We start from the raw sequence: 22790 nt of genomic DNA on the forward strand, positions 1-22790 counted from the left end.
GGTGATTTCTTTAGCTGTCGCCGCATCCCAGACTTTCACGGTATTGTCAGAACTAGCAGAAGCGATGGTCTTGCCATCGGGGCTAAATGCTACGCCCCTGACCGCATCGCTATGCCCTTTGAAGGTGGTGATTTCTTTAGCTGTCGCCGCATCCCAGACTTTCACGGTATTGTCAGAACTAGCAGAAGCGATGGTCTTGCCATCGGGGCTAAATGCTACGCTATTGACCGCAGAGCTATGCTCTTTGAAGGTGGTGATTTCTTTAGCTGTCGCCGCATCCCAGACTTTCACGGTATTGTCAGAACTAGCAGAAGCGATGGTCTTACCATCGGGGCTAAATGCTACGCTATTGACCGCAGAGCTATGCCCTTCTAAGCGGTTTCTCTCTTGGGTATTGTAAATTGCTCGCTTGAGTGCAAATACAGCTTGCTGGTTAGCGGTTTGTTCTAAATTGGCATCCTGAAGTATTCTACCTGAAATTTGCCTACCTGATTGTGTAGCTGCAACCGCAGCCTCAAGTTGCCTGTCCGACAGTAGGGAAGCTTCAGAAGTTTGCGCCAGAGCAATTACACCTTGTTGTTGCGCTACCTTAGCATTTTTTTGAGCGTTCCACCATTGATAAACAGCTAATCCAGCTAACCCAAAGGATAGAGTAGCAAATATAGTTACAAATTGATTTCGCTGTTTCCTTTGTGCTTCTATTTTTATGCTTTCTTTTTCTTCTCGAACCAGCCGATTTCGCAGTCCTTGACTCTCCTGAATGTACACCTCGGCTACCCCATTCAGCATTTGCCAATCACCAAATCTAGCTAAATATCCCTCTGCTACTGCTAATCTGTCATCTTTTCTAAGGAATCCTGGCTTTTTATCATTCCTCTCCCATTCTTGGGCTTCCGCTTCAATCTGCCGCTCAATGCCTATTCCCACCTTATATTCCTCTTTCCACTCCCGCAACATTTGCCAGTGGCGGATTAAGGCTTCGTGGACAACATCTAAAATTACATCATGGGAATCCGGCTCATCTGTCTTAGTAATTAATCGTGCATCTTTATCGGCTAACTTCTCACTCACCTGTTGCAACAGTTCCAAAGCATGATGGGAATTAACCAACTCGCCCAAACGCACACGCCGCCGTACATCTGTGGTTTCTCCCATTTGCGTCAATTCCAGAAAAATCCGCCGCGCCACAGTTTTTTCTGTTGGAGAAAGACTTTCGTAAACAGCATCGGCGCGTTTTTGTAGCGTTCCTTCAACCCCGCCTAAATCCTCATAAGTTTTCAGGCTGAGAACCTCATCGCCTTGATTTCTCGACTCACGCCACAATTCTGTTAGAGTATATTGCAGCAAAGGCAAACTTCCGGGGTAATCCTCAACATCATTAATTAGTTGCTGTTTTAATCTTCCCTCTATGCCTAATCCTACCCAATCAGCCGGTTTAGTAATCGCTTCTGCAATTTCCTGACGGTTGAGGTGTTCGACGTTGATGTAAGGTTTATGGATTCTGCCAACAAATTCGGGATATTCTCGCCATCTCCCCCGAAAATCTGATCGCATCCCAATGAAAATATAGAGGTTATCCGTACAGTCAATTAATTCTCGTAAACAGTCAAAGAATCCCTGACGCTGGCTGTCATCGCCCATAGTAAAGCATTCTTCAAACTGGTCGATAATCAAAATGACTGGTGTGTTTAATACTTTTAACCTCTCGCCGATGACATGGGTAATATTTTCCGGTGTCCCTGGATAAAAAAGATTCGGCAAGGAGAGTGAAAAAGACTCCTGTAAACTTTTAACAGGAGATTCTTTAGGCGTAAAGGGAGTAATATAAGTCCAGCGATCGCTCCCTGGAATCTCTTGCCCTAGCTTCAGCTGGTAGAATAACCCAGCCCGTAACAGAGATGATTTTCCACTACCGGAAGCTCCTAATACAGCAATTAGGCGATGCTTCTCTCTTACCTGTTTAATCAACTCCTGAGTTAGCGCACTCCGCCCATAAAAAACCTCAGCATCTTCCTTTGTCTCGCTAAAATACGACAGGGAACGATAAGGACACTTATCCTGAAAGCTTTTTTGAGAAAACTTAGTACTCAGCAGAATTGCTCGTGGGGAATTGGCAATTAACGGACGCTGGACTGTATTCGGCATTTGGCTGATAATGAAATCTGCCAATTTGTGGCTATTGATGATCCCATCTGCGTCATTTTCCGGGTTCAATCCTGCAAGTAACGCCTCCGTCAACAACCCCTGCGTATGGGGAATTTCGACTCCAGTTTCATAAGAACGGGTTGCAGTAATTAAACAGTAATCTTTATCTCTGGGAATAAACTTCAACAATTCACCGCTATAGCAGCAATCTAGCCAAACAACAACTCGTTTAGCCTGACTTCTTTGCAACTGCTCTCCCAACCAACTTAAGGGTATACCATAGATTGCTTTTTCAGGTAGGGCATCACTGGTAGCTAGAAATACTTCTTCTTTGCCCACCACAGTTTTGCACCACCCATGTCCTGAAAAGAAGAATAACGCTGTTTCTGGGATGGGGTTAGGAGGAGGAGGATTGAAGAGATTAGCGATCGCCTCTCTCAATTCTTGCACCTTTACCGCCCCTTGGCGATCGATTTTACTTTCTCCCTTCTGGTTTAAAGTTCTAGGTAAACACTGAGCCCGAAAAGGTCTATAACCGTATTGTTCTAATTGTTCGGCAATTTTCTCAGCATCATCTGCTGCTGCTGTTAGCGGCTTTAGGGTGGTGTATTCTGGGTAATAATTAATTCCAATAACAATAGCCGCCCATTCCGATGCCATTTTTATTACCTGACTAACCATTAGAACTTTTTGTTGAACTGTAGGCAAAATCTGTCCACAGCATTCTTTAGTTTGTACAGAAAATCACTAGAATAGCGTGCAATAAACTACATTAATTCACGCAGGTTTAAAGTATCATAAATAACTTTACATTTAATGAATTATTCTTTCTAGACATAAAAAATAAAAACTGAACATCAAGATATCTGCTGTAATTATCTCACTTAAATTATGTTTATACTAATCGTAGTGAGTTTGGTATAAAAACCTATGAACACAAAGGCTGACAATACTATCATTGCTTTTCTCTTGGCGTTTCAAGACTTAAAAACCGCGCTTGGAGAACAAGAGAAACAGAATTTAAAGGAAGTTGCCAAGCAATTAGATACCCAACCCAAAGCTTGGGAAGACTATATTAAAGGACTTTTATTAGAAATAATTACCCCAAATCCTGACTTAAATAAGTCTTATCAATTTTATAAATCTAAATTAGATAATATAGAAGAAATTCCTGCTGATTTACTTCCTACTGAAGCAGAAATTAGTAGACTCAATACTCTTGAAAAGGCTCCAATAACTAGAGGCTTTAAACCAAAATATGAAGCTACAGGTTACGAAAGCCAACTCAATAATGTTGTAGTGATTGTTGGTAGTTCTGAAAAACCAGAAGAAACAGTTAAACAAGTCACATTTTTAGAAAAATGGAAACAATTTTTATCTCAATCCAATCCATCAAATTAGTTTTTCCCTTGTCATGAGCGATTTAATCTATCCTACACTCGATTTATTTTTATATGCTTTAAAAACTTCTTTAAATACAACTGATGCAGAAACAGAAAAAAACAAAGCAGCTTTTTTAGCTCAATTACCCTCTAATACTCAATTTAACGATCCTGACATTGAAACCGAGTATTTAGAGATTACCCATCCTACTCAAATTAACTTTATTTCCCAGAATAAAATTTTAGAAGGATACTATTATGCTGTTAGATTAAATGACACTTATGGCTTACAAGTTGATTGTTCTATTAATAATCAAACTGAAACTCAACCAGCTAAGTCTTTTGCAATTTTAAAAACTGAAATCGAACAAAAACTAAATAAAGAACTGGCAACAATAGGACAAACCTGGTTGCTTTCTGGTTGGCTACCAGAAAACTCGTCTCAAAATCCTGAAGATATTGCCAAAGATTGCTATTATGCTTTATTTAAAGATACTTATTGGCAACCAGAAAAAGGTACTTTTTTAGATGGAAAAATTTTTGAAATATGGCGTTCAGAAAATACAAATTACAGCCTAGAAGAAGCAAGCAATGCTCTAAATAGTCACGAACATTATGTAATTATTGCTATTTATACTAATCGAGAGAGTGCAGAACAAGCTGCGGAATTTTATAAAGATTGGATGGGATTATTTTGTTATCGAAATAAGATTTGGTGGGCTTATTGGCAAAGTCGTTTAGTCAAAGAATCTCTGCTCAATCATTATAAACAGATTGAAGAAAATAGAAAAATTACCAATCAAAGTAATTCTAGGCAAGAAAAGCAGAATATTACAACTTCTCGCAAGATTTTAAATAATATTGATAATATTCTCCAGCAATATACAATCGACTTACTCAACCTCTCTTTTCAAAAACAAATTATTGAAATTAATTTATCTAATTATCAAATCCGCTTGGCTTTGATTAAAGAAAAAGCAGGTCAAAACAATCAGTTAGATTTTTTAGAAAAATTTAGCAACCTAGCCACCAAAAAATATTTACCACAAATTACCAAAGATATCGAAAATATGCAGCTTGGCTTGCAACTTTTAGAAGATACAATTAATGCTACTCGCAGTCGCATAGAAGCCGAAAAAGCAGAACGAGAGCATAACTTCCAAGAGCTTGTAGCTGTTGCGGGTGCTGGTATAGCAACCGTATCTCTAGTAAAAGAACCCATAAAAGAGTGTAAAGAGATTTTTAAGCAAGTTCACCTCTTTTACGAATCCCCTTCCAGTTTCAGTCTAATAGTTGGAATCATTGTTAGTTTTGTGGTTTGGGGGCTGAGAAAACGATTGCGATAAGCGAAGCTTAAGCTTTCTCCTTTGGAGACGCTATCGCGAACGGCTATCGTGAAATGATCTAATATCCTCAGTATTTAAATACTATTTATCTATAGAAATAATTACAACGATGGTAATGTTGTGGGAAACTGCTCTATAAGGTCAATAAAAAGAACCCCTGAAAGCGATCGCACTTTAGTAGTTACAAAGAATTTTCTCACCTTGGAACTGGTACTTGATTAATTACCGACGCAATTACCGCATCCATTTGTAAACCATCCAGCATCGCTTCTGGTTTCAAAATTAGGCGATGACGTAGCAGCGGCGATGCAACTGCTTTAACATCATCTGGCGTCACAAAATCTCTTCCAGCCAACCACGCTAGGGCTTGAGATGTCTGCAACCAAGCACCAGCGGCGCGAGGCGATGCACCCAAAGTTAAATCAGGATATTGACGCGATGTTCTCACCAACGCCAACAAATAATCAACGATCGCTTCTGATACTTTAACTTCTTTGACTGCTTGTCGTGCTTGCAAAATGTCGGCTACTGTTGCTATTGGTTTCAAACGGCTAATATCCAAGCGCCGTGCTGCAAAACCCGCCTGACGATTGAGTAACATTTGCTTTTCGGCAGCTTGATCGGGGTAATCTACCACCAGCTTAAATAAAAATCTGTCCAACTGCGCTTCTGGTAAGGGATAAGTCCCTTCAAATTCTAGGGGATTTTGGGTTGCAATCACCCAAAATAAATCTGGTAAGGGCAGACTTTCACCATCCAGCGTTACCTGCATCTCTTCCATCGCTTCTAGCAGCGCCGCTTGTGTCTTAGGAGGAGTACGGTTGATTTCGTCTGCTAGCAGCACTTCAGTAAATATTGGCCCTTTTTTCAAAGTGAAATTGCGGATATTCAAGTCAAAAATATTTGTACCAGTGATATCTGAAGGTAAGACATCTGGTGTTAGTTGAATCCGGCGAAACTCCCCTTGGATTAACTGCGCTAACACTTTTACTAGGAGAGTTTTACCAGTTCCTGGTACTCCTTCCAAAATTACGTGTCCACCCGCTAGGAGTGCTACTAAAAGTTGCTGTATTAGGCTAGATTGTCCGACAATTACTTGATTAAGACCTTGACCAAGGCGAATTAAGATAGGATGGGTTTCGCTCATATTTTTTATTGATAAATAACTCATGCAGAAATATTATGCATAATTCCAAAAATTAATTTTGAATTTTGTTAGCGGAGCGTAAAGCCTTCTCTTCTCTTTCAGAGACGAAGACAGCGAACGAGAGGCTTGTCTGCGACACGCTCCGCGAACGCCAACGGCATAGCTTCTCTTCGAGAGGCTGCGCCAACGCTTAGAGCGAGTCCGCGTCCCTTGCGCGTCTCGTAGAGAGCGTCATTTTGAATTTTGAATTTCCCGCAGGCTTCGCCATTTCCCCAACCAGCTTAACAGTTCTCGTTCACTGATGGATTTTTTGCCAGATTGTAGCTTTAAAACTGCATCTAGTTCTGCTGCACTTGCGCCTGTTTTTTCTATCCAGAAATTGATCAAGGCTTGAGGTTCTAAAAGTACTTGCCCTAATCCCAAGGCTTTTTGGAGTTGTAGTTGTTCTTCTTTACCCACCATCTCTACAACAAAGTCGGTGGTATCAGCTTTCTGCAAGACTCCTGCTAAAGCTTGGATGTATGCCTCACTGTTATCTATAACTAGTGTATCTAAAGCTACTGGCTTCCCAAAGCGGCGATTCTGTGCCCAAATTAGTATCAATAGTAGGATACATCCCTGCATTAATATTGGAAATAAAGGAGTTTTAGCAAAAAAACTAAATAAATTCCCTTCGCTTTCTTTCTTCCTGACATCGGCATCTTTATAGCCGTGGATGTATTCATCGACAAATACTGTGTTACCTTTTTCAGTAACCAAATTGGCTAGATATTTGAAATTACTTAAATAATCTTGGTAAGCGTTGGCGGCTAAATAAGGAGTGGTAGAAAAAATCACCTTTCCCTCTTTGTAATTTTCTTCCCAGACAACAGCACCAAAGCGATCGCCTAAATCAACTTGCTTGGAATTAGCTTTCTTATATCGTCTACGTGTATCAATTTTGATATCACCTTGGGGAGATTTCTGCATGGTGCTAAACTCCGCTTCTGTAACCCGCGCCCCTGCACCCAAAATTATCAAAGTATTCCCTTTTTCTACCCATTCCCGCTCTTGACTATCCAGTATCGTTTCCCTTGGATGACCGCTTACCTGTAGGAAGATAACTGGGCTGTTGTCTGGCTGAATATCACTAAAAGGCTTTTGCCAGCGCTTGATAGAAATTCCCTGCTGTTGCATAAAAGCATACCAAGCACCATAGCCATCAGAGGCGCGATTATAAGTAGAGCCAGTGTTAAGTTTAGTATTATTGGGAGCCGCAAACAAACTAAGTAAAACGATCGCTGCTAGTGCGATCGCTCCCATCCAAGCAAGGCGATTTGAACGTTTCATTTTCGATCACTGTAATCACTTCGTTTCAGTATTACTAGTGTTAATACTTACTGATTTTTCAGTTAAAGTCAAAAATATAATTAATTTTATCTTAGTTTCCCAGCACTACGCTCTCTATATGTGACTGCTATCTTTGACATCCTACGGTATTCCCAAAAAAGCTTTCAGAGCTGTTTTATACCTCTTCTTCAACCGCTTGGAGACTAAACCACCTTGCTGAATCTGTGTAATAACAGCCATCGAACAAGTCCCTTTCGGAATAGGGCTACCAATGGTAATAAAAAGAGCTAGTTGAGTAGCATCCATCTCACGAGTAAACTGATAAGCTATTATCGACTCATGGACTATAAAGCTTGGTATACCTGAACCTGGTAGGAGAACACAGGAAGTTTCAGAATTAGGTCTGCGGGTAGTGACATTGACGAACAGATAGTTGCTTTCAGATGTTTGTGCAATTGCGATGTAGAGGTGTTCACTATTAGGAGGCGTATCCAGCAAAAATGCATCTCCCAAATTAATGGTGATGCTAGCCATTCAAAACCCCATCTAGATATGCTTCTCGAATGGCTTCTTGCTGAATTTCCCTGATTTCCTCGTCACTCTTGCCTACATTTTTGAGAATATCCTCTACCGAAATCGGGATGGTAGAGCCATGAGGGTTATTCCATTCTGGAAGGTCATGAGTCCACTCAGCAACTTCAATTGGGTCAAGATGCCCAAAAGCTTGATAAACCTGCTCAATGATTTCCTCTTCCTCTTCACAAAGGTCTTCGTCTCCTGGATCATCCAACAAGGAAACATGATTTTCATTACGAGGAGAAATGAACTTAGACCAGAGAGGTAAGGCATCATCAACGGGCCTTCCCTTAATTAGGTCATAAACACCGCTCAGAACAGGGCCGTAATCTATCGACACGTAATGATCACCAGTAATCGGTTGTTCCATGCGTTTCAATGCAACACGGTCAGCTATATAAAGCATCTTAAGTAAGCCTAAATACTTCATAGGCTTACCGTGCAACTTTAAGAGTACCGCTGCGGCTTCAACGGCTTTCTCAGGATGAAACCGAAACTGGATTAGCATAAGCATTCTGAAGCGATTGCTTCACACTAGTATAATTCTATTGTAAACCCTGGCGATCGCTGACACATTGCCAAGGGCAGAGGAAATTATTATTCTCGGTGACAGAAAAAGTGAAACTCGTTGTCGTTTCCATGTTCAGCATGGGAACAACAACCAGGGCAAACGCATCATGTCAACAAGAGGATTTTATTTTCAATAAGCTCTAAAATAGTCGCATTAATCCCTGCTTATTGACACAACTTTAGCGTAGGCGTAGCCCGTCGTAGACATCGCTTTGAGTCTTGAAAACTAAACCAAATGAGAAATGCTGATTTTGTCGTTGGTTCTTTGCCTTGGTTGTGATCAAGAGTAATTTAGATGCGTTTGCCCTGGAACAACAACGATAATAAAAAACCCGCCTAATCCCTTTTTGCAGGCAGGTTTAACGGCGATATTATCGCTATTTAACTGCACATAATCTCACTCAAATTGCACAAGCGATCGCCCCGATACAATAATGAAACCGACAGAATCAAGCCTCAGAAGCGGCTGACGAATTCCCTCTAGAATCGCTGCATTTAAAGCAGTTTCTATCTTCAATTCTTCAGCTAATGCCTGATCCGAACTTTGCTGGTTCAGGCGTAGGCGTAATTGTTCTACTCTATTGGCTAATTTATTTTCGGCAACATTAGCACAACTTTGACATAAGTCAATAAAATCCGGACGATTGGAGAGTAATTCTGAAGAAGTGTTACGCACTTGATAGCAAAATTTTTGCCATTTACTAGGGTCAACAAAATCGTCAATAATTCCTAAGCGCTCTTTTGCCAGATTGTAATCTCGTCCTTGATTATTGTTTTTATCTTTATATGGACGTTGGAGAATACTTAAGAGGGCTTTATCCTCAACAACACGTATTGGCTGCTTGCGACCATCAACATAGATAGTTTCTATAATAGGCGGAAATAGAGCATCAACACGTCGCTGCAAGATTTTGAATTGAGAATTATCTAGTTTGTAATCAGTTAAAACTTGTTTGGCATTTTTTAAATTTGTCTCGACTACATAATTGCATTGGAAACCAAACCATTCCTTCCCTTCTTTAGCATCCCAAGATGCATCAGTGCGCCACATCGCAAAGGCTTCACCTCGGTCATCCCAATTTATATAGTTCAAGAGGGCTTCTACGAATCCTTCCCCAATCCGAAAGAGTTTAATACTAGAATTCTGATTTGCTACCCGACGATTATAAGTACCAAATTGGTCTAAAGAACTCTCAGCAAAACGGTCTTTTAACTCATTTATGGGAACCAATGTCCGCGTTGTCGGTTGATAACGTCGAATCTCTGATGAATCTGGGTTATTGAGTACCCTGAATCCCAGCGCGTCATAAATCCAGCCTTCAATTGCTCGCTTAATTTCTAGATGACAAGCATCGTAATTATCTAAATCTTGAAAATATTGGGTGGCAATTTCGTCGTTAGCGTCAATTTCATTTAGAGCATTCTGTTCGCTAATTTTTGCTATTTCAGCGTCAATTTCCTCTTGAATCGGCAAAATCATTTCTAATAATCCAGCAGCACTTGATTGAAACAAAACTGTTTCTAATTCTGCAAGTTTCTCATCCACATAAAACTGTAGACTGGCAATTGATTGTTGGAAAATACCAAACCCATCTTTCAATACTTGATACCAAGCATTGTGAGGGCTATCTTCTAAATATGGACCAATCAAGGCACAGGATTGGATGCCAATTTTGCTACCAATGCGGTCAAGTCTGCCAATTCTCTGTTCTAATTGATTAGGCGACCAAGGAAGGTCAAAATGAATTAACCAATCGGCAAACTGGAGGTTACGTCCTTCTTCTCCAGAGCGATCGCATACTAGAATAAAGCAGTTTGGGTTATTCTTGAACCTATTTAAGCCTTCCTCAACCCTGTCTGGTGATTCTCCAAATTGATGGCTGGCTACTGTCTGGGCACCAAAGATATCAGACAAATACCGAACAATTTCTGCACAAGTTTGCACAAAACTCGTAAATACAATAAATTTGGGCAGAATATCGCCAGTAATTGGTCTTTGAATTCTCTGCTGTATCCTAGTAATAAATTCCTTTTGATTCTTCCGAACGTTTGCGGGAATTTTGAAGTACGTACCTAGCTGATTCAGCAGCACTGTTTTCAAATTTTCCGTCCGTTCTCCGTCTTCTTGAGGTTGACGAACAATTTTTAGTAAGGATTGCAGAATCTCTTCTTCCCCTGAGAATTTGGGGGTTGTAGTTAATAGGCGAACATCATCTTCTTTAAACTCCTGGATGAGTTTAGAATGGGGCTTCTCAGTTAACCGGGCGCTAATTACCTGTTCTAAAATGCCTAACCAAGTACCAGAAGCTAGGAATAACAGCAGAAAAATTCGCTGATATTGCTTTTCATCAGGAGCAACATTACGCCATTCATTGATCAGTTCGTGGATATCAGGCGATCGCTCGTCTAAATCATACTCTTGTTTCGGCGTAAAATTGCGGTCAAATATCACATCTTCCACGGCAGCACGACGGTTGCGAAGCATTCGCCGATGTAGTCGATAAGTATCGCTGACGTGGATGCGAATCGCTTGGACGATTTGCTCTTGCTCAGGAGAATTTGCTTTTAAATTTTCTAAATCATCCGCCAGCTTCAGTAAATACTTATCTTCAGCAAAGAGATTTCGCAGTTGCTGCAAGTTGCTTTTGAGAACAAGAGGTTCCGCACTTTCATTAAAAGAAAGTAGAACTTTACCAATTTGCTGACGGCTTTCAACTTTGGCACGAAAACCTGCTAAATCACCAAGTTTATAGGTTGTCGGGTCGAGCAAGTGCAACATGGCCAGAAAATCCTGCTCATGATTGAGAACAGGAGTGGCAGATAATAAAAGTAAGCGATCGCTTTTATGAGCAATATTTTTACAAGTTTCAAAACGCTGGCGCACTGCCGCATCCTTAGAGGTTGCCATCGCTGCGATGTGATGGGCTTCATCTAAAATTAAGCAGCCTATCTTCGCTTTCAGGTTGATTTTATGAATATCTTCAACCGCCAGTACCGCTACCCGTTTTGGAAAATGGGAAATGTAAAACTTGTTTTCTAACTCAGTTTGCCATTGTTTGAGCAAATATTGCGGAACTATGACCACCGCACCTTTTTTCGGTTCATCGAGGAGGAATTGACGCAGAATCGCACCCGCTTCGATGGTTTTTCCTAGTCCCACCTCGTCTGCTAGCAAATAGCGTTGAATTGGGTCTTCCAGTACCCGCCGCACAACTTCAATTTGGTGAGGATAAAGATTAATATTTGCCGAAATCAGTCCCGTCATCCCCCGACTGACAGCGCGTTGCTGAATCAAGGATTTCACGAAAGCCAATCTTTTGTCGTGGAAATAGGGCGTTTCGTGACCCTTCATTGCTAGAGTTTCGATGGGGTCAGTGTTGGGTAAATTGCAACGAACGTAAATTTCTTCTTCACAAGCAATTGCAGTTTTCTTATCTGGTAAATCAATTTGATACATTTCTGTGTCTTCATCCCAGATGAAAATTCTGCCAACTATCCATTTCTCCTGAGTTTGGGACTTGATATAGCATCGAGCTTGGGGTTCAAGCCTGACTTCAGAGAGCGAATTTAAAGGTAAAGTTTTTTGGAGACGTTGCCCTATTGAGCAGAAATACTCAACATTTGCATTGGCATCAGATATTTCCGTAACTTTTCCTATACCCAAAGAGTTATTCTGGGACTGTACTAATAAACCAAGCTTAATCATAGATCCAGTCCCCTGAACGCACTAAAAGAACCTTCCAGACTAGTTTTTAACCTATGTCTAGCAGTTTTGTCGATCAACATTATAGATAATAAACTGGTATTACAGTTTTTGTCATAGCGATGTCTACGACGGGCTGTGACGCTCGCTGCCCACAGCCCTACGGGCATCCTACGGCGGACGTCTCCCCAATTCTTGGAGACGCTGCGCGAAGGGAGAAGACTTAAAGAGAGCTTCGCTATCGGTGACGCTCCACCACAGCCAATTAGTTAAATCAGCAATTTTCACGTAAATATAGCGGTTCTCGTACCCTGCGGGTTCGCTCTTAGCGTTCTCGCAGAGTAGCCGCTACGCGTTTATGGATGCAATACACAATAAGGGCACAGCATTGTTCATTGGTGTCAACTTAAGCTAAAACTCTTTTAAAATCTCCAGGACTTACGCACAGGTAACGGAAAATCAAACCGCAGAGGACGCGGAGGACACGGAGAAATAAGAGTTTCAGAGAGTTCTTGCGTAAGTCCTAATCTCGTTAAGAGCCAGAGGTTAGAAATGCTCCTCATTGGGCTGCCGCAAGTCCAGAGGCGGCAACCCTCCCATTAGGCATTAACAGTCAGAGACTTATTTTCGAGGAAATCTCTAAAAGCTGGTTAGAGACTGGCTTTCACCTTAAGTTGACACTAATGAGCAACGCTCGCTGTGCCCCAACAACATATGTAGTTCAATTAAATGAAAACTGTCATCTCGTTCATCTCGTTTCCAGTCTTCGACTGGGAATGCTCCTCATTGAGCCTCCGCCTCTCTGACTTGCGGCAGAGTAGAGACTTACATGTAACGTCTCTACATTCGTTTTCACTCCTATGTTTATTGTCAGAGGATACATTGGCATTGTAAAGGGACGCATTGGCATTGTAAGCCGAGACATTAGCATTGTCAGAGGACGCATTGGCATTGCAGGGTATTGCCTTTCTTTAATTCACTACGAATTTAGAACTTACGCACCGTGACGAAATTACGTCATCGCGTTCGTGTAGCGTGCTTGAAAGGCAATACGCTTGGGTTAAGAATTTCTTCCTTCTCTTTGCGTCCTTTGCGTCCTTGGCGGTTCGTTAAAAAAATTGACTTGAAGAAAGAGTTTTAGCCTTAACTGAACCGTATTGGCTTGAAAGGCATACGCAACGATAGCATACCCCTAGGGGGAAGCAAGCTACGCGTAGCGTCTGGTAGAGAAGCAATCTTAAACTTTGTTTTTACGTTCTTAGTGCGTAAATCCGAGAATTAATCAAATGCTGTACTTAGCTGATTATGTGGTGCAACAGATTTACGCTTTGCCTTGATAACGCCACGATACAATTAAGATCATGTTCCTTTATTTACTATGAAGAAAATCAGAGATAACACAATTAAGTTAAATCAATTTTTAAAGTTGATGGGTATAGTGCCAACTGGAGGGCAAGCCAAGCTAATGATTCAAGGTGGCGATGTCCAAGTAAACGGTATGCTGGAAACCCGACGAGGACGGCGACTAGTACCAGGTGATAAAGTGACAATAGAAGGACAGACTTTAGAGGTGAATTTGAACAACAATGAAGACCAAGATGTAGTAATAGATTTTACCGAACAAACCGAGTAAAGGATTTTTCTTTGAAATTTAAAAGTTATTCTTTTGCCTTGTGAGTAATGCTGCAAATTTCCAACAAAGTTATTATCCCACAGAGTGATATTGAAATTAGTGCGATTCGTTCGCAAGGAGCAGGAGGCCAAAATGTGAATAAGGTTTCCACTGCGATTCACTTGCGCTTTGATATTGCGGCTTCATCATTACCGGATTATTATAAACAACAGCTTTTAAAGCTGAATGATCGACGCATCACCCAAGAAGGAGTTGTCGTAATCAAAGCGCAGGAACACCGAAGCCAAGAGAACAACCGAGAGTCAGCGTTGAGACGACTTCAAGAACTCATTCAAAGTGCAGTTGTAGTGACGATAAAACGCAAACCCACCAAACCGACTCGCAGTTCTCAAAAAAAGCGCCTTGACTACAAAAGTAAGCGCGGACAGGTTAAGTCTAATAGAGGGCAGGTGACAGATTATTGATTTATCAATTAAACTTGGGCACTCAATTTGATTGCAAAATCTAACCAGAGAACTAAGAATAATTCCTTCTATGGACTGTGGTCAAGTTCATAACTTAGTTGGTTAGCTTTGAGAATAGCAACTATTAAAGGTGAAAAAAGATGAATAAGACATTACTAACGATTTTGATGCTTGCACTCTTACTCTTATTTATCATCTCTCCGTTTGCTGCCCTTGCTAGTTTAATGCTAGTAGTGTTTGTTTCGGCCTTTTTCTCTTTAGTAGGAAACTTGTTCCAAGCAATAATTGGTGGTGACACCAACCCGAGAGGATCTTAAACCAATTCGCAATTATTTTCACCTGTCAATAGACGCAGCCATGCGGCTCCTACTGGCTGATTACTACTTTCCAGAATAGCGACGAAGCCGCTATCATCTTTACGTTCCCAATTTTTCACATATTTTGCCAAATCAGGATTATTCTATTGCATCCTGCACTGTCAAATTACCTTCTTCTAAGATATGGGCTGCTTGGTAAAGCATTTGCCAAAGAAAAGGCTCATCTTCCTGTGTGAGTGGACGAATAGAATAATCCATAACTCATGCCCCAAAGTCCGCTTTTGGCAAATTTAGGGTAATTTACTTAGTGGTGTCGGTAAACCGTCTATGCTGACGACATTTTTCTGCTGTTGATATTCTCGAATTCCCTCTTCGCCTTTTTTACTAGCCCAGTTTACTAGAGTCTGGCGCTGACCTCGATATTCATAGAGTGGTACGCCAAAACCACAGGAAGTCTGTACTTGTTCAATGTCAGCGACGATAATTTGACGAGTTCCAGGTATCGGCACAAACATAGAGTACAGCGAGTTCCAGTCTGGAGAACTTGGTAAAATCGTGTTTCCTTGACCGTAAAGACGTAGGATACACGCGGGTTCTTCAAAAGCGCAAAACATGAAGGTTATCCGCCCATTTTCTTGCAAATGGGCTGATGTTTCGTTAGCGCTACCTGTGAGGTCTAAGTAGCCAACTCGGTTGGGAGAGAGGATGCAAAAGCAGTCTAAACCTTTAGGAGACAGGTTAATATGACCCGTAGGACTCAAAGGTGCAGAGCCAACAAAGAAAAGATGTTGGGCAGCAATAAAGTCTTGCAGTTCGTCAGTGATACAGTCAAAAAATTTAGACATAGACTGTCTGATTTATATTTGCAAATTTCCCATATTCTCAGCCTATGTCTTAGCTAAATATCTAGCAAGGACTAGGGCGTGTTTTCAAACCTCTCCTTAAGTACCCTAGTCTTTGAAGATCCCCCCAACCCCCCGATAAATTAGGGAGCTTTAGAGTTTCTCTTCTCCCCTTTTTAAGGGAAGCCAGCTTGGTCTTCTCCCTACAGCCCTTCTCTAAAGGAGACGCTGTTCGCGTTCGGGCATCCTACGGCGGGCGCTAGCCTCTCCCTTCTATCTCCCTTCTATATGTCACCTTGGCAGGGCTAGAGTTGGGAGTTGGGAGTGGGGAAAACTATTACTATCTCATATACCGACTAGCCATTTGGATGGCATCAGCGATATCGACATCACCATCACCGTCAGCATCCAAGAAGGAATTCAGTACAGGATTCCCGCCAGTTTCGGGATTTTGAGCATTTGCACCTGATTGCAAAAACTTCAGCACTAAAGGTACTGCTAGAGGCAGCAATTGTTGAACTATACCAGCATCTAACCCGGTGCGCTGGGCAGCAACTTCAGTTACCTGCTGTTGTATCTGAGGAGAAAACAGCGAATCGACGGCTTGGGGGTTAGGAGAAGTACCAGCATATTGATTCACTAGAGTTTGTGCGGCTTCATTACCATCTGTGGCTTGCTTTTGTTGTAAAGCAGAACGCACTTGACCACCCACAATTGACAAAACTGATTGGATGGTAGACGGATCTGTGCCTGTGCGTTGGCTCTGCCCACCGTAGGTATCGCTCAACTGCTGTACGGTGTTAACAATAGTTCCTAGTTCACCTAAACTGCCCTGTTGATTGGGATTAGCGACGGCACCGAGAATTTGATCGAAAAGTCCCATAAGTTTGTTTCTCTCTTTGTTCTCAAAAAGCTTGCCAAAACTGGTTTGAAGTCTTTTATGTAGACAGACTTTCGTAAGTCTACTAAAAGATTAGAACACGCGAGCTTCATAATGAACGAATAAAATTTCAAAAGCTACTAGCTTAAGGATAAGAAATCGGTAGAGCTAACGCAAACTCTCTACCTCGATTTAACTCAGATTGACAAGTAATTTTACCCTGATGTTTTTTTACCACAATCTGATAAGCATAGTATTACAAGGCGATCGCTTTTATGATTGTTGCTGGGCGCGATCGCTCCTACTCAGTTTTCTAATTATGATCGGCTCAAAGGCTGAAGTTTCACTCTCACTTGTATACTTGGCTTTCATAGACGCAAAAAATGGAGTGAGCGTTGCTGGTTTATCAAAAGCTCCTTCTTACTACTCTGGTAAAAAATACTGAAACTATTAAGATTAGAAGCATCTGCCTACTGAATACCCACTAATCTTTCCCAACCATGCCTCTATCACGCATAATAACGCTGATTGTTGGTCTGATCGTCATTTTGGGGCTAGCCCTATGGCTAATTGATTCCTTATCGCGCCTCTACTGGCAATTGTCCTATTCACCGTTGCTAGGCAATTTGCTGCTGTTGCTGCTGATTGTCCTGATCGGAGCGTTGGTTGCCGCTTTTGTCTATTATGTATTGGTGATTCAGTCTGGAGAAAAGCGATCGCGCCGCCAAGTAAAGCGAGTGACTGCGGCGCAAATTCCTGCTGCTAAATCTGACGCTGCTTCTACAACTCTACAGGCTGTGCGGCAACAGGTAGGGCAAATTCAAGATGAAGTAGCACGCCAGGCTTTATTAAGTAAATCGCGAGAGATTGAAGCAAACTTAGCACGGGGTGAAATTCAAGTAGTGGTATTTGGTACGGGGAGTGCTGGCAAAACTTCCCTAGTTAATGCAATTATGGGACGCATGGTCGGTCAAGTCGATGCACCGATGGGTACAACTCAAGTTGGGGAAACCTATTGTCTGCGGTTGAAGGGATTAGAACGCAAAATTTTAATTACAGATACGCCAGGGATTTTAGAAGCAGGGGTGGCGGGAACGGAACGGGAACAAATGGCGCGAGAACTGGCAACAGAAGCAGATTTACTGTTGTTTGTGGTGGATAATGATTTACGGCGCTCAGAATATGAGCCGCTGCGGGGGTTGGCAGAAATTGGTAAGCGATCGCTTTTGGTGCTAAACAAAACTGATTTATATACAGATGAAGATAAAGAAGCCATCCTGGCGAGATTGCGTCAACGGGTACGGGGATTTATTGCTACTAATGATGTGGTGGCGATCGCTGCTAATCCCCAATCTGCACAATTAGAAACTGGCGAAACCTTCCAGCCAGAACCGGATATTGTGCCTTTGCTGCGGCGGACGGCTGCTGTTTTACGGGCTGAGGGCGAAGATTTGGTAGCAGATAACATTCTTTTGCAATCTCTGCGATTGGGAGACGAAGCGCGAAAACTCATCGATGGCCAGCGTCGCCGTCAAGCTGACAAAATCGTGGAACGGTTTCAGTGGATTGGTGCTGGTGTAGTATCAGTCACGCCGATTCCAGTTGTAGATTTATTAGCGACAGCCGCTGTTAATGCTCAAATGGTTGTAGAGATTGGCAGAGTGTACGGCTGTGAATTGAATATGGAACGGGGACGAGAGTTAGCCCTTTCTTTAGCAAAAACCATCGCCAGTTTAGGCATTGTCAAGGGAGCGATTCAATTATTATCTACAGCTTTGCAGCTTAATGTTGCCACCTTTATTATTGGTAGGGCTATTCAAGGCGTGACAGCAGCTTATTTAACACGAATTGCTGGTAAAAGTTTTATTGAATATTTTCGTCATGACCAAGATTGGGGTGATGGTGGGATGACAGAAGTTGTCCAGCGACAGTTTCAAATTAATCGTAGAGATGAATTTATCAAGGCTTTTATTCAAGAAGCGATCGCGCGAGTGGTGAAGCCGTTAACAGAAAAATCTGAGGTGGTTGATGAAGATACGGAAGCTAAGGGCTAGAATATGCGATTGAAGACCGTCCACATCCATGAACCTATACCACTATTATAAAAATCCTTCTTATTTTCGTAAAATGTGCTTAAAAACCTTGATTTTTTGTTACCTAAAACAGCATTGCGTATAAGAAAGTAGCAATTTATAAAACATAAGTAGGATAACCTTTTTCAGCTTCTATTTCAAAATTTGTAGCTATCTCGGCTCAACCTCAATATTGAATAAAATTCATAATTACTCACCGGATTCTCTGCTGATGTGCTGCGTCGTGTTTAATAAGTTTATATACTGATAAACAGGTGGAGCATAATGAAAACTCGTAATGCTTTTGTTAAGTTAACGATTTGTGTACTGTTGGCACTCACAACTACTTTTTTCGTGAATTTGCCTAGAGTCTTAGCTTACCCCATAACGGATTGTCGCCCAATTGTGACAGGCACGTACCTCACGACTACCTCTGGTAACTTCGGTTCGTATCGTAGTCTTGTAACGTTCACCCAAGATGGTAACTTTTTTGCCAGTGCTTCAAACCAAAGTGGTGATTCTCTTGTCAAACCTTATGGTAATTCACAGGGCAGTTGGAAGTGTACCTCTTCCACACAGATTACTGCCACCATACTAAACTTCATTTACCCAACAGCGACGTTAGCAGGTGCAATTGCCAGAGGCGATCTTCGTGCGACATTTGATCCCAAAAATGGGATAGTGCAAGCAACAGCAACACTGAAGGAGTTCGCTCTCAATGCAGATCCACTCAATGATCATGCCTCAATAACGGGGACGATCACTTTCACGGGGCAGCGTGTAAAACCCGGACAATAACTAATTATTTGTTAGGAATCAAATGTCGATTATCAGTAAAATTATGTCCATTTTAGCAGGTGTATTTTTGAAGTACTCCTGCTTCAGTTTTTTTAGGCCCACTAGTACCGCCGTGAAGTCAAAAGTCACTCATTCAAAAGTCAAAAGTATTACGGAATAAGCTTTTTCGTGTTTTTAAATAGTTGCTCGTCTTGCAAAGTTATAATGCCTGTCTTGAAAAGTTCAGATGCCTGCGGCGGGCTGCGCCAACTGGCGGGAACCGCCGCTCAACGCCAGTTCCTTCAAGTGAGGGAACCCCACCAACGAACTGGCTCGACTTTGCGCTATTTACGCGCCCGACGCACTAGCCTGCTGCAACGCAAAGCGTAGTTTGCTTCTTTGTAGGAGTACGCATCTATAAAATCGCTCAAAAGCCTATAAAGTAAGCTTTATAACTTTTGATAGATTATTCTATCAATAATTTTGATAGAATAATCTATCAAATATCATTGAGAGGAAAAAGAGTTTATGCCATACAATTTGGAACCTCTGCCATATCCTACAGATGCCTTAGAACCCTACATTGATGCACGAACAATGGAGATTCATCATGATTTTCATCATGGTGGCTATGTTAAGAACCTGAATGCTGCGCTGGAATCCTATCCAGATTTACAAAATAAAAGCATAGAGGAATTGATTCGGGAATTGAACACTTTGCCAGAAGCAGTTCGTAATGCAGTTCGCAATAATGGTGGAGGTCATTTTAATCACTCCATATTTTGGACTCTGATGGCTGCTAATGCCGGTGGTGAACCCACAGGAGCCATTGCAGAAGTCATCAACGAAACTTTTGGTAACTTTGAAAACTTCAAAACCCAGTTTAATGATGCTGGTGCCAAGCAATTTGGCAGTGGTTTTGTCTGGTTAGTTCGGACTGCTGAAGGTAAATTGGAGGTGACGAGTAGACCTAATCAAGATTGTCCTTGGTCTGAAGGTCATTATCCTATTCTGTGCAACGATGTTTGGGAACACGCTTATTACCTTACCTATCAAAATCGTCGTCCAGAGTATCTCAAACAGTGGTGGAATACAGTTAACTGGAACGAGGTGAACAACCGTTTAGCCATATCAACTAGTCTCTAATTAATCAAGTAATATCATGTCCGGTAAAATACCCATAATAAAAACTTTGGTTTGTAATGTTTGCGTAGCAAACTCTGAAAATACTCAGTCCTGACTACGAACATTTTTTACTCAGGTTGCCGGACATGATATAATACTGATTCTCTATAATAATACCCTGGCAAATTTACGAGGGTTCAACCTGGTACTAACTAGGTAAGGGGGATAAACCAAACTTTTAAGTAAGTCGGCACAATAAAACCAAACTATGTAAAGTAGGCTAAAACCTTTTTCACTCCTGCCTCCTGTTTTCCTTAACTACAAATATTTACGCCGACCTACTTAACTTAAAATAACGAATTAATCATCTTCTGGATTCGTAGTAATTCAGATAATGACTCGGAGAACATAATGATTTGGAGAATAGCATTTATATTTGTGCTGCTAGCAACTCTAGTAGTGGTACTTGTGGGTTGGCTTACCTCAATTGAAGTATTACCAATTAGTCAAGTGATTAACTACAGCGATGCTGGGGTGAGATTTATTCGAGTCTGGATCTGGTTGGCGATCGCAATTGGACTTATTCTTCCTACGATTGCATTTGTTGTTTGGTTTAAATATCCTCAACTTCGTAAAATCTTTGGCTTGTATTTGCTGGTTCTTGTAATCCAAATTGTGACCGAAAGAGTAGTCAGTAGGGTTTTGTTTCCAAGTTTAGTAGTGCTCATTGGTACACTCTACACTGCATTTCGAGTTTGGCAACTTTGGCATGAGCAGCAATTTATCAAAGCCACTCATTTCTCTCAAGCAAACCCCAGGTTGATTAATAGTGTTTTGTGGCTCTTGCTTTTGTTTTGGTCAAGCAATTTAATCATCCTATTGACTCTTTCCTGGCCGAGTATTTTGTAGTTTTACAGAAATTTTGCACAGTTACTGTTTATTTGTCGCTATGCCTTGCTTTGTGTCATCGAGGGTGTGAAGTTTGGAATAAGATTGCGTTCAGCCTAAAATCAGTATTGGAAAATTACAGGCTACATCAAAACAAATTGTTGCAAGTCTAAAGTAAATAAAGCTTAACTTAATGACACTAATTTGTCGCAATGCCATTTAATTTGTGACTGTACAGTAACTGGGGGGACAAATATATTACATGTTTACAAATAAACGCTATAAGGATGCAATGAGAAACAAGATCCCTTCGGGGATCTGTAACTTTAAATTCTCATAAATAAAATATGATCGCTATATGCGTAAATTTCATTATACTTATCAAAATTATCGATTTGTCAAAATTAATCGAGTTATTTCTCTTAGTTGCATCACAGTTTTAATCTATGCAATTCTCGGATTTGCTTTGGGTAACTTGAGAATTAATTTTGGATTATGGGGTTTAGGAATTCTCTTTTACCATTGGCATTTAGCAAATTTTGATAACTCGAACATACACTACACTACAGAGAATTATTTTCAACAGAATCTGCTGATAGCCTTGACTTCAGGGTTAATAAGCAGTGCCATAACTATACTCATTCATGAAGTAAAATCCCACTTGCCAGTTTACCAACCAATTGCCATTGGGTTAATAACTGTAATCAATTCTACTGTCATGATGGTGTTAACAGTGAGACATTGGGGCAGGTTAAAGTTTATTATTTTCTCAACCGCATTGGCATGGCTAGGTCTTTTGTTGGGGTGGACAGCACAAAATCACTTGCCAAACACTTAAAATTTCTTAAAAATTGCGTTAATCTAGGTAGACATTCAATAAAAGTCTATCCAGTTAGCATGGATGAATTTGCTACAGTTGAGCGGGTAAAAGTCAAAAATCAAATCCTTTATTTACTTAAAATGAAAGGACAACAGTCGGCAGCTGATTTAGCTCAACAGTTGCAAGTATCACCAATGGCAATTCGTCAACATTTACAAACTCTGCAAGATGAGCAATTGGTAACTTATACAGAAGAACGTCAAGCTGTAGGTCGTCCGCTAAAGCTGTGGTATTTGACAGATAAAGCCATGAATTTTTTCCCTAATCATCACACTGACTTGGTGGTGAATCTAATTGAGGGAGTAACTCAAGTATTTGGGATGGATGGGTTAGAGACGTTAATTGCACAGCGCACCCAAACTCAAATTAAAAATTATTCAGCCAAAATGTCAGATAGTCTTTTATGGCAGGAACGAGTGGCTGTGCTTGCTTGCTTGCGTACTCAGGAAGGGTATATGGCAGAGGTGATTGAAGAGTCACCGGATGAATTTCTGCTAGTAGAAAATCACTGTTCAATTTGTACTGCTGCCCAAAAGTGTCCTCAACTGTGCAGTTCAGAATTACAAGTCTTCACAAGATTACTCGGTTCTACAGTTAACATTGAACGAGTCGAACATATTTTAAGTGGCGATCGCCGCTGCGCTTATCGTGTTTCTGTCTTTGATCAAGCTCTTGACTCCTAAGAAACACAGGGAGTAGGGAGTAGGGAGTAGG

At 41.2% G+C, this 22790-nt stretch carries 21 protein-coding genes; 12 read left to right on the plus strand and 9 right to left on the minus strand.

The features are described 5' to 3' along the window. The coding region (locus V7L29_RS16360) for an nSTAND1 domain-containing NTPase (protein WP_334736144.1) at positions 1–2805 on the minus strand (2805 nt) is incomplete at its 3' end. A 270-nt stretch (positions 2806–3075) separates the two neighbouring features. Between V7L29_RS16360 and V7L29_RS16365 the strand changes: the two genes are divergently transcribed. Further along, entirely contained in the window at positions 3076–3546 is a 471-nt protein-coding gene (locus V7L29_RS16365; protein ID WP_334736145.1) for a hypothetical protein, read from the plus strand. 13 nt (positions 3547–3559) lie between these two features. After that, positions 3560–4873 carry a hypothetical protein gene (locus V7L29_RS16370; RefSeq protein ID WP_334736146.1) on the plus strand — a complete coding sequence of 438 codons (1314 nt, stop codon included), beginning with the start codon at positions 3560–3562 and terminating at the stop codon, positions 4871–4873. Between the two features lie 196 nt (positions 4874–5069). Here the strand turns inward: V7L29_RS16370 and V7L29_RS16375 are convergent, their stop codons facing one another. From V7L29_RS16375 to dpdE, 5 genes are all read right to left on the minus strand, one after another. Then, a complete protein-coding gene (locus V7L29_RS16375; protein ID WP_334736147.1) occupies positions 5070–6020 on the minus strand; it encodes an AAA family ATPase in 951 nt (316 codons plus the stop codon). Positions 6021–6251: 231 nt separating this feature from the next. Further along, positions 6252–7349, minus strand: a complete 1098-nt coding sequence (locus V7L29_RS16380; protein ID WP_334736148.1) for a DUF4350 domain-containing protein — start codon at positions 7347–7349, stop codon at positions 6252–6254. 141 nt (positions 7350–7490) lie between these two features. Then, the gene (locus V7L29_RS16385; RefSeq protein WP_334736149.1) at positions 7491–7883 is read right to left on the minus strand and encodes a hypothetical protein; all 393 of its coding nucleotides are present in this window, start codon (positions 7881–7883) and stop codon (positions 7491–7493) included. Next, positions 7876–8439, minus strand: a complete 564-nt coding sequence (locus tag V7L29_RS16390) for a Panacea domain-containing protein (RefSeq protein ID WP_334736150.1) — start codon at positions 8437–8439, stop codon at positions 7876–7878. Before V7L29_RS16390 ends, V7L29_RS16385 begins: the two co-directional genes overlap by 8 nt. 453 nt (positions 8440–8892) lie before the next feature. Next, positions 8893–12201, minus strand: a complete 3309-nt coding sequence (gene dpdE, locus V7L29_RS16395; protein ID WP_334736151.1) for a protein DpdE — start codon at positions 12199–12201, stop codon at positions 8893–8895. Between the two features lie 1375 nt (positions 12202–13576). Between dpdE and V7L29_RS16400 the strand changes: the two genes are divergently transcribed. The 3 genes from V7L29_RS16400 to V7L29_RS16410 all read left to right on the plus strand — a co-directional run bounded on the left by V7L29_RS16400 (position 13577) and on the right by V7L29_RS16410 (position 14612). Continuing rightward, positions 13577–13831: an RNA-binding S4 domain-containing protein gene (locus tag V7L29_RS16400; RefSeq protein ID WP_292828745.1), complete on the plus strand. Its 255-nt coding sequence runs from the start codon at positions 13577–13579 to the stop codon at positions 13829–13831. Between the two features lie 47 nt (positions 13832–13878). Beyond that, entirely contained in the window at positions 13879–14295 is a 417-nt protein-coding gene (gene arfB, locus V7L29_RS16405) for an alternative ribosome rescue aminoacyl-tRNA hydrolase ArfB (RefSeq protein ID WP_334736152.1), read from the plus strand. Between the two features lie 140 nt (positions 14296–14435). Further along, on the plus strand, positions 14436–14612 hold the full coding sequence (locus tag V7L29_RS16410) for a hypothetical protein (protein WP_334736153.1): 177 nt from the start codon (positions 14436–14438) through the stop codon (positions 14610–14612). Here V7L29_RS16410 and V7L29_RS16415 read toward each other — a convergent pair. From V7L29_RS16415 to V7L29_RS16425, 3 genes are all read right to left on the minus strand, one after another. Further along, the gene (locus V7L29_RS16415; RefSeq protein ID WP_334688308.1) at positions 14609–14731 is read right to left on the minus strand and encodes a hypothetical protein; all 123 of its coding nucleotides are present in this window, start codon (positions 14729–14731) and stop codon (positions 14609–14611) included. The two genes, V7L29_RS16410 and V7L29_RS16415, sit on opposite strands and share 4 nt — an antisense overlap. A 171-nt stretch (positions 14732–14902) precedes the next feature. Next, positions 14903–15457, minus strand: coding sequence for a pyridoxamine 5'-phosphate oxidase family protein (locus V7L29_RS16420; RefSeq protein WP_334688309.1), 555 nt, complete (start codon positions 15455–15457; stop codon positions 14903–14905). A 337-nt stretch (positions 15458–15794) separates the two neighbouring features. Then, positions 15795–16337, minus strand: coding sequence for a DUF937 domain-containing protein (locus V7L29_RS16425; RefSeq protein WP_334688310.1), 543 nt, complete (start codon positions 16335–16337; stop codon positions 15795–15797). Positions 16338–16834: 497 nt separating this feature from the next. Between V7L29_RS16425 and V7L29_RS16430 the strand changes: the two genes are divergently transcribed. The 7 genes from V7L29_RS16430 (at position 16835) to V7L29_RS16460 (ending at position 22759) form a co-directional block, all read left to right on the plus strand. Further along, on the plus strand, positions 16835–18388 hold the full coding sequence (locus V7L29_RS16430; protein ID WP_334736154.1) for a YcjF family protein: 1554 nt from the start codon (positions 16835–16837) through the stop codon (positions 18386–18388). 303 nt (positions 18389–18691) lie between these two features. Continuing rightward, the gene (locus tag V7L29_RS16435; protein ID WP_334736155.1) at positions 18692–19204 is read left to right on the plus strand and encodes a hypothetical protein; all 513 of its coding nucleotides are present in this window, start codon (positions 18692–18694) and stop codon (positions 19202–19204) included. Positions 19205–19408: 204 nt separating this feature from the next. Next, positions 19409–19573, plus strand: coding sequence for a hypothetical protein (locus V7L29_RS16440; RefSeq protein ID WP_334688313.1), 165 nt, complete (start codon positions 19409–19411; stop codon positions 19571–19573). Positions 19574–19711: 138 nt separating this feature from the next. Next, entirely contained in the window at positions 19712–20329 is a 618-nt protein-coding gene (locus tag V7L29_RS16445; protein WP_334688314.1) for a superoxide dismutase, read from the plus strand. A gap of 390 nt (positions 20330–20719) precedes the next feature. Then, positions 20720–21217 (plus strand): hypothetical protein, encoded by a 498-nt coding sequence (locus V7L29_RS16450; RefSeq protein WP_334688315.1) that lies wholly within the window; start codon positions 20720–20722, stop codon positions 21215–21217. Between the two features lie 337 nt (positions 21218–21554). Next, the gene (locus V7L29_RS16455; RefSeq protein ID WP_334736156.1) at positions 21555–22034 is read left to right on the plus strand and encodes a hypothetical protein; all 480 of its coding nucleotides are present in this window, start codon (positions 21555–21557) and stop codon (positions 22032–22034) included. A 59-nt stretch (positions 22035–22093) separates the two neighbouring features. After that, entirely contained in the window at positions 22094–22759 is a 666-nt protein-coding gene (locus tag V7L29_RS16460; RefSeq protein ID WP_334736157.1) for a helix-turn-helix transcriptional regulator, read from the plus strand. Positions 22760–22790 lie beyond the last annotated feature (31 nt).

This window comes from Nostoc sp. (genome assembly GCF_036916575.1).
Taxonomy (GTDB): Bacteria; Cyanobacteriota; Cyanobacteriia; order Cyanobacteriales; family Nostocaceae; genus Nostoc.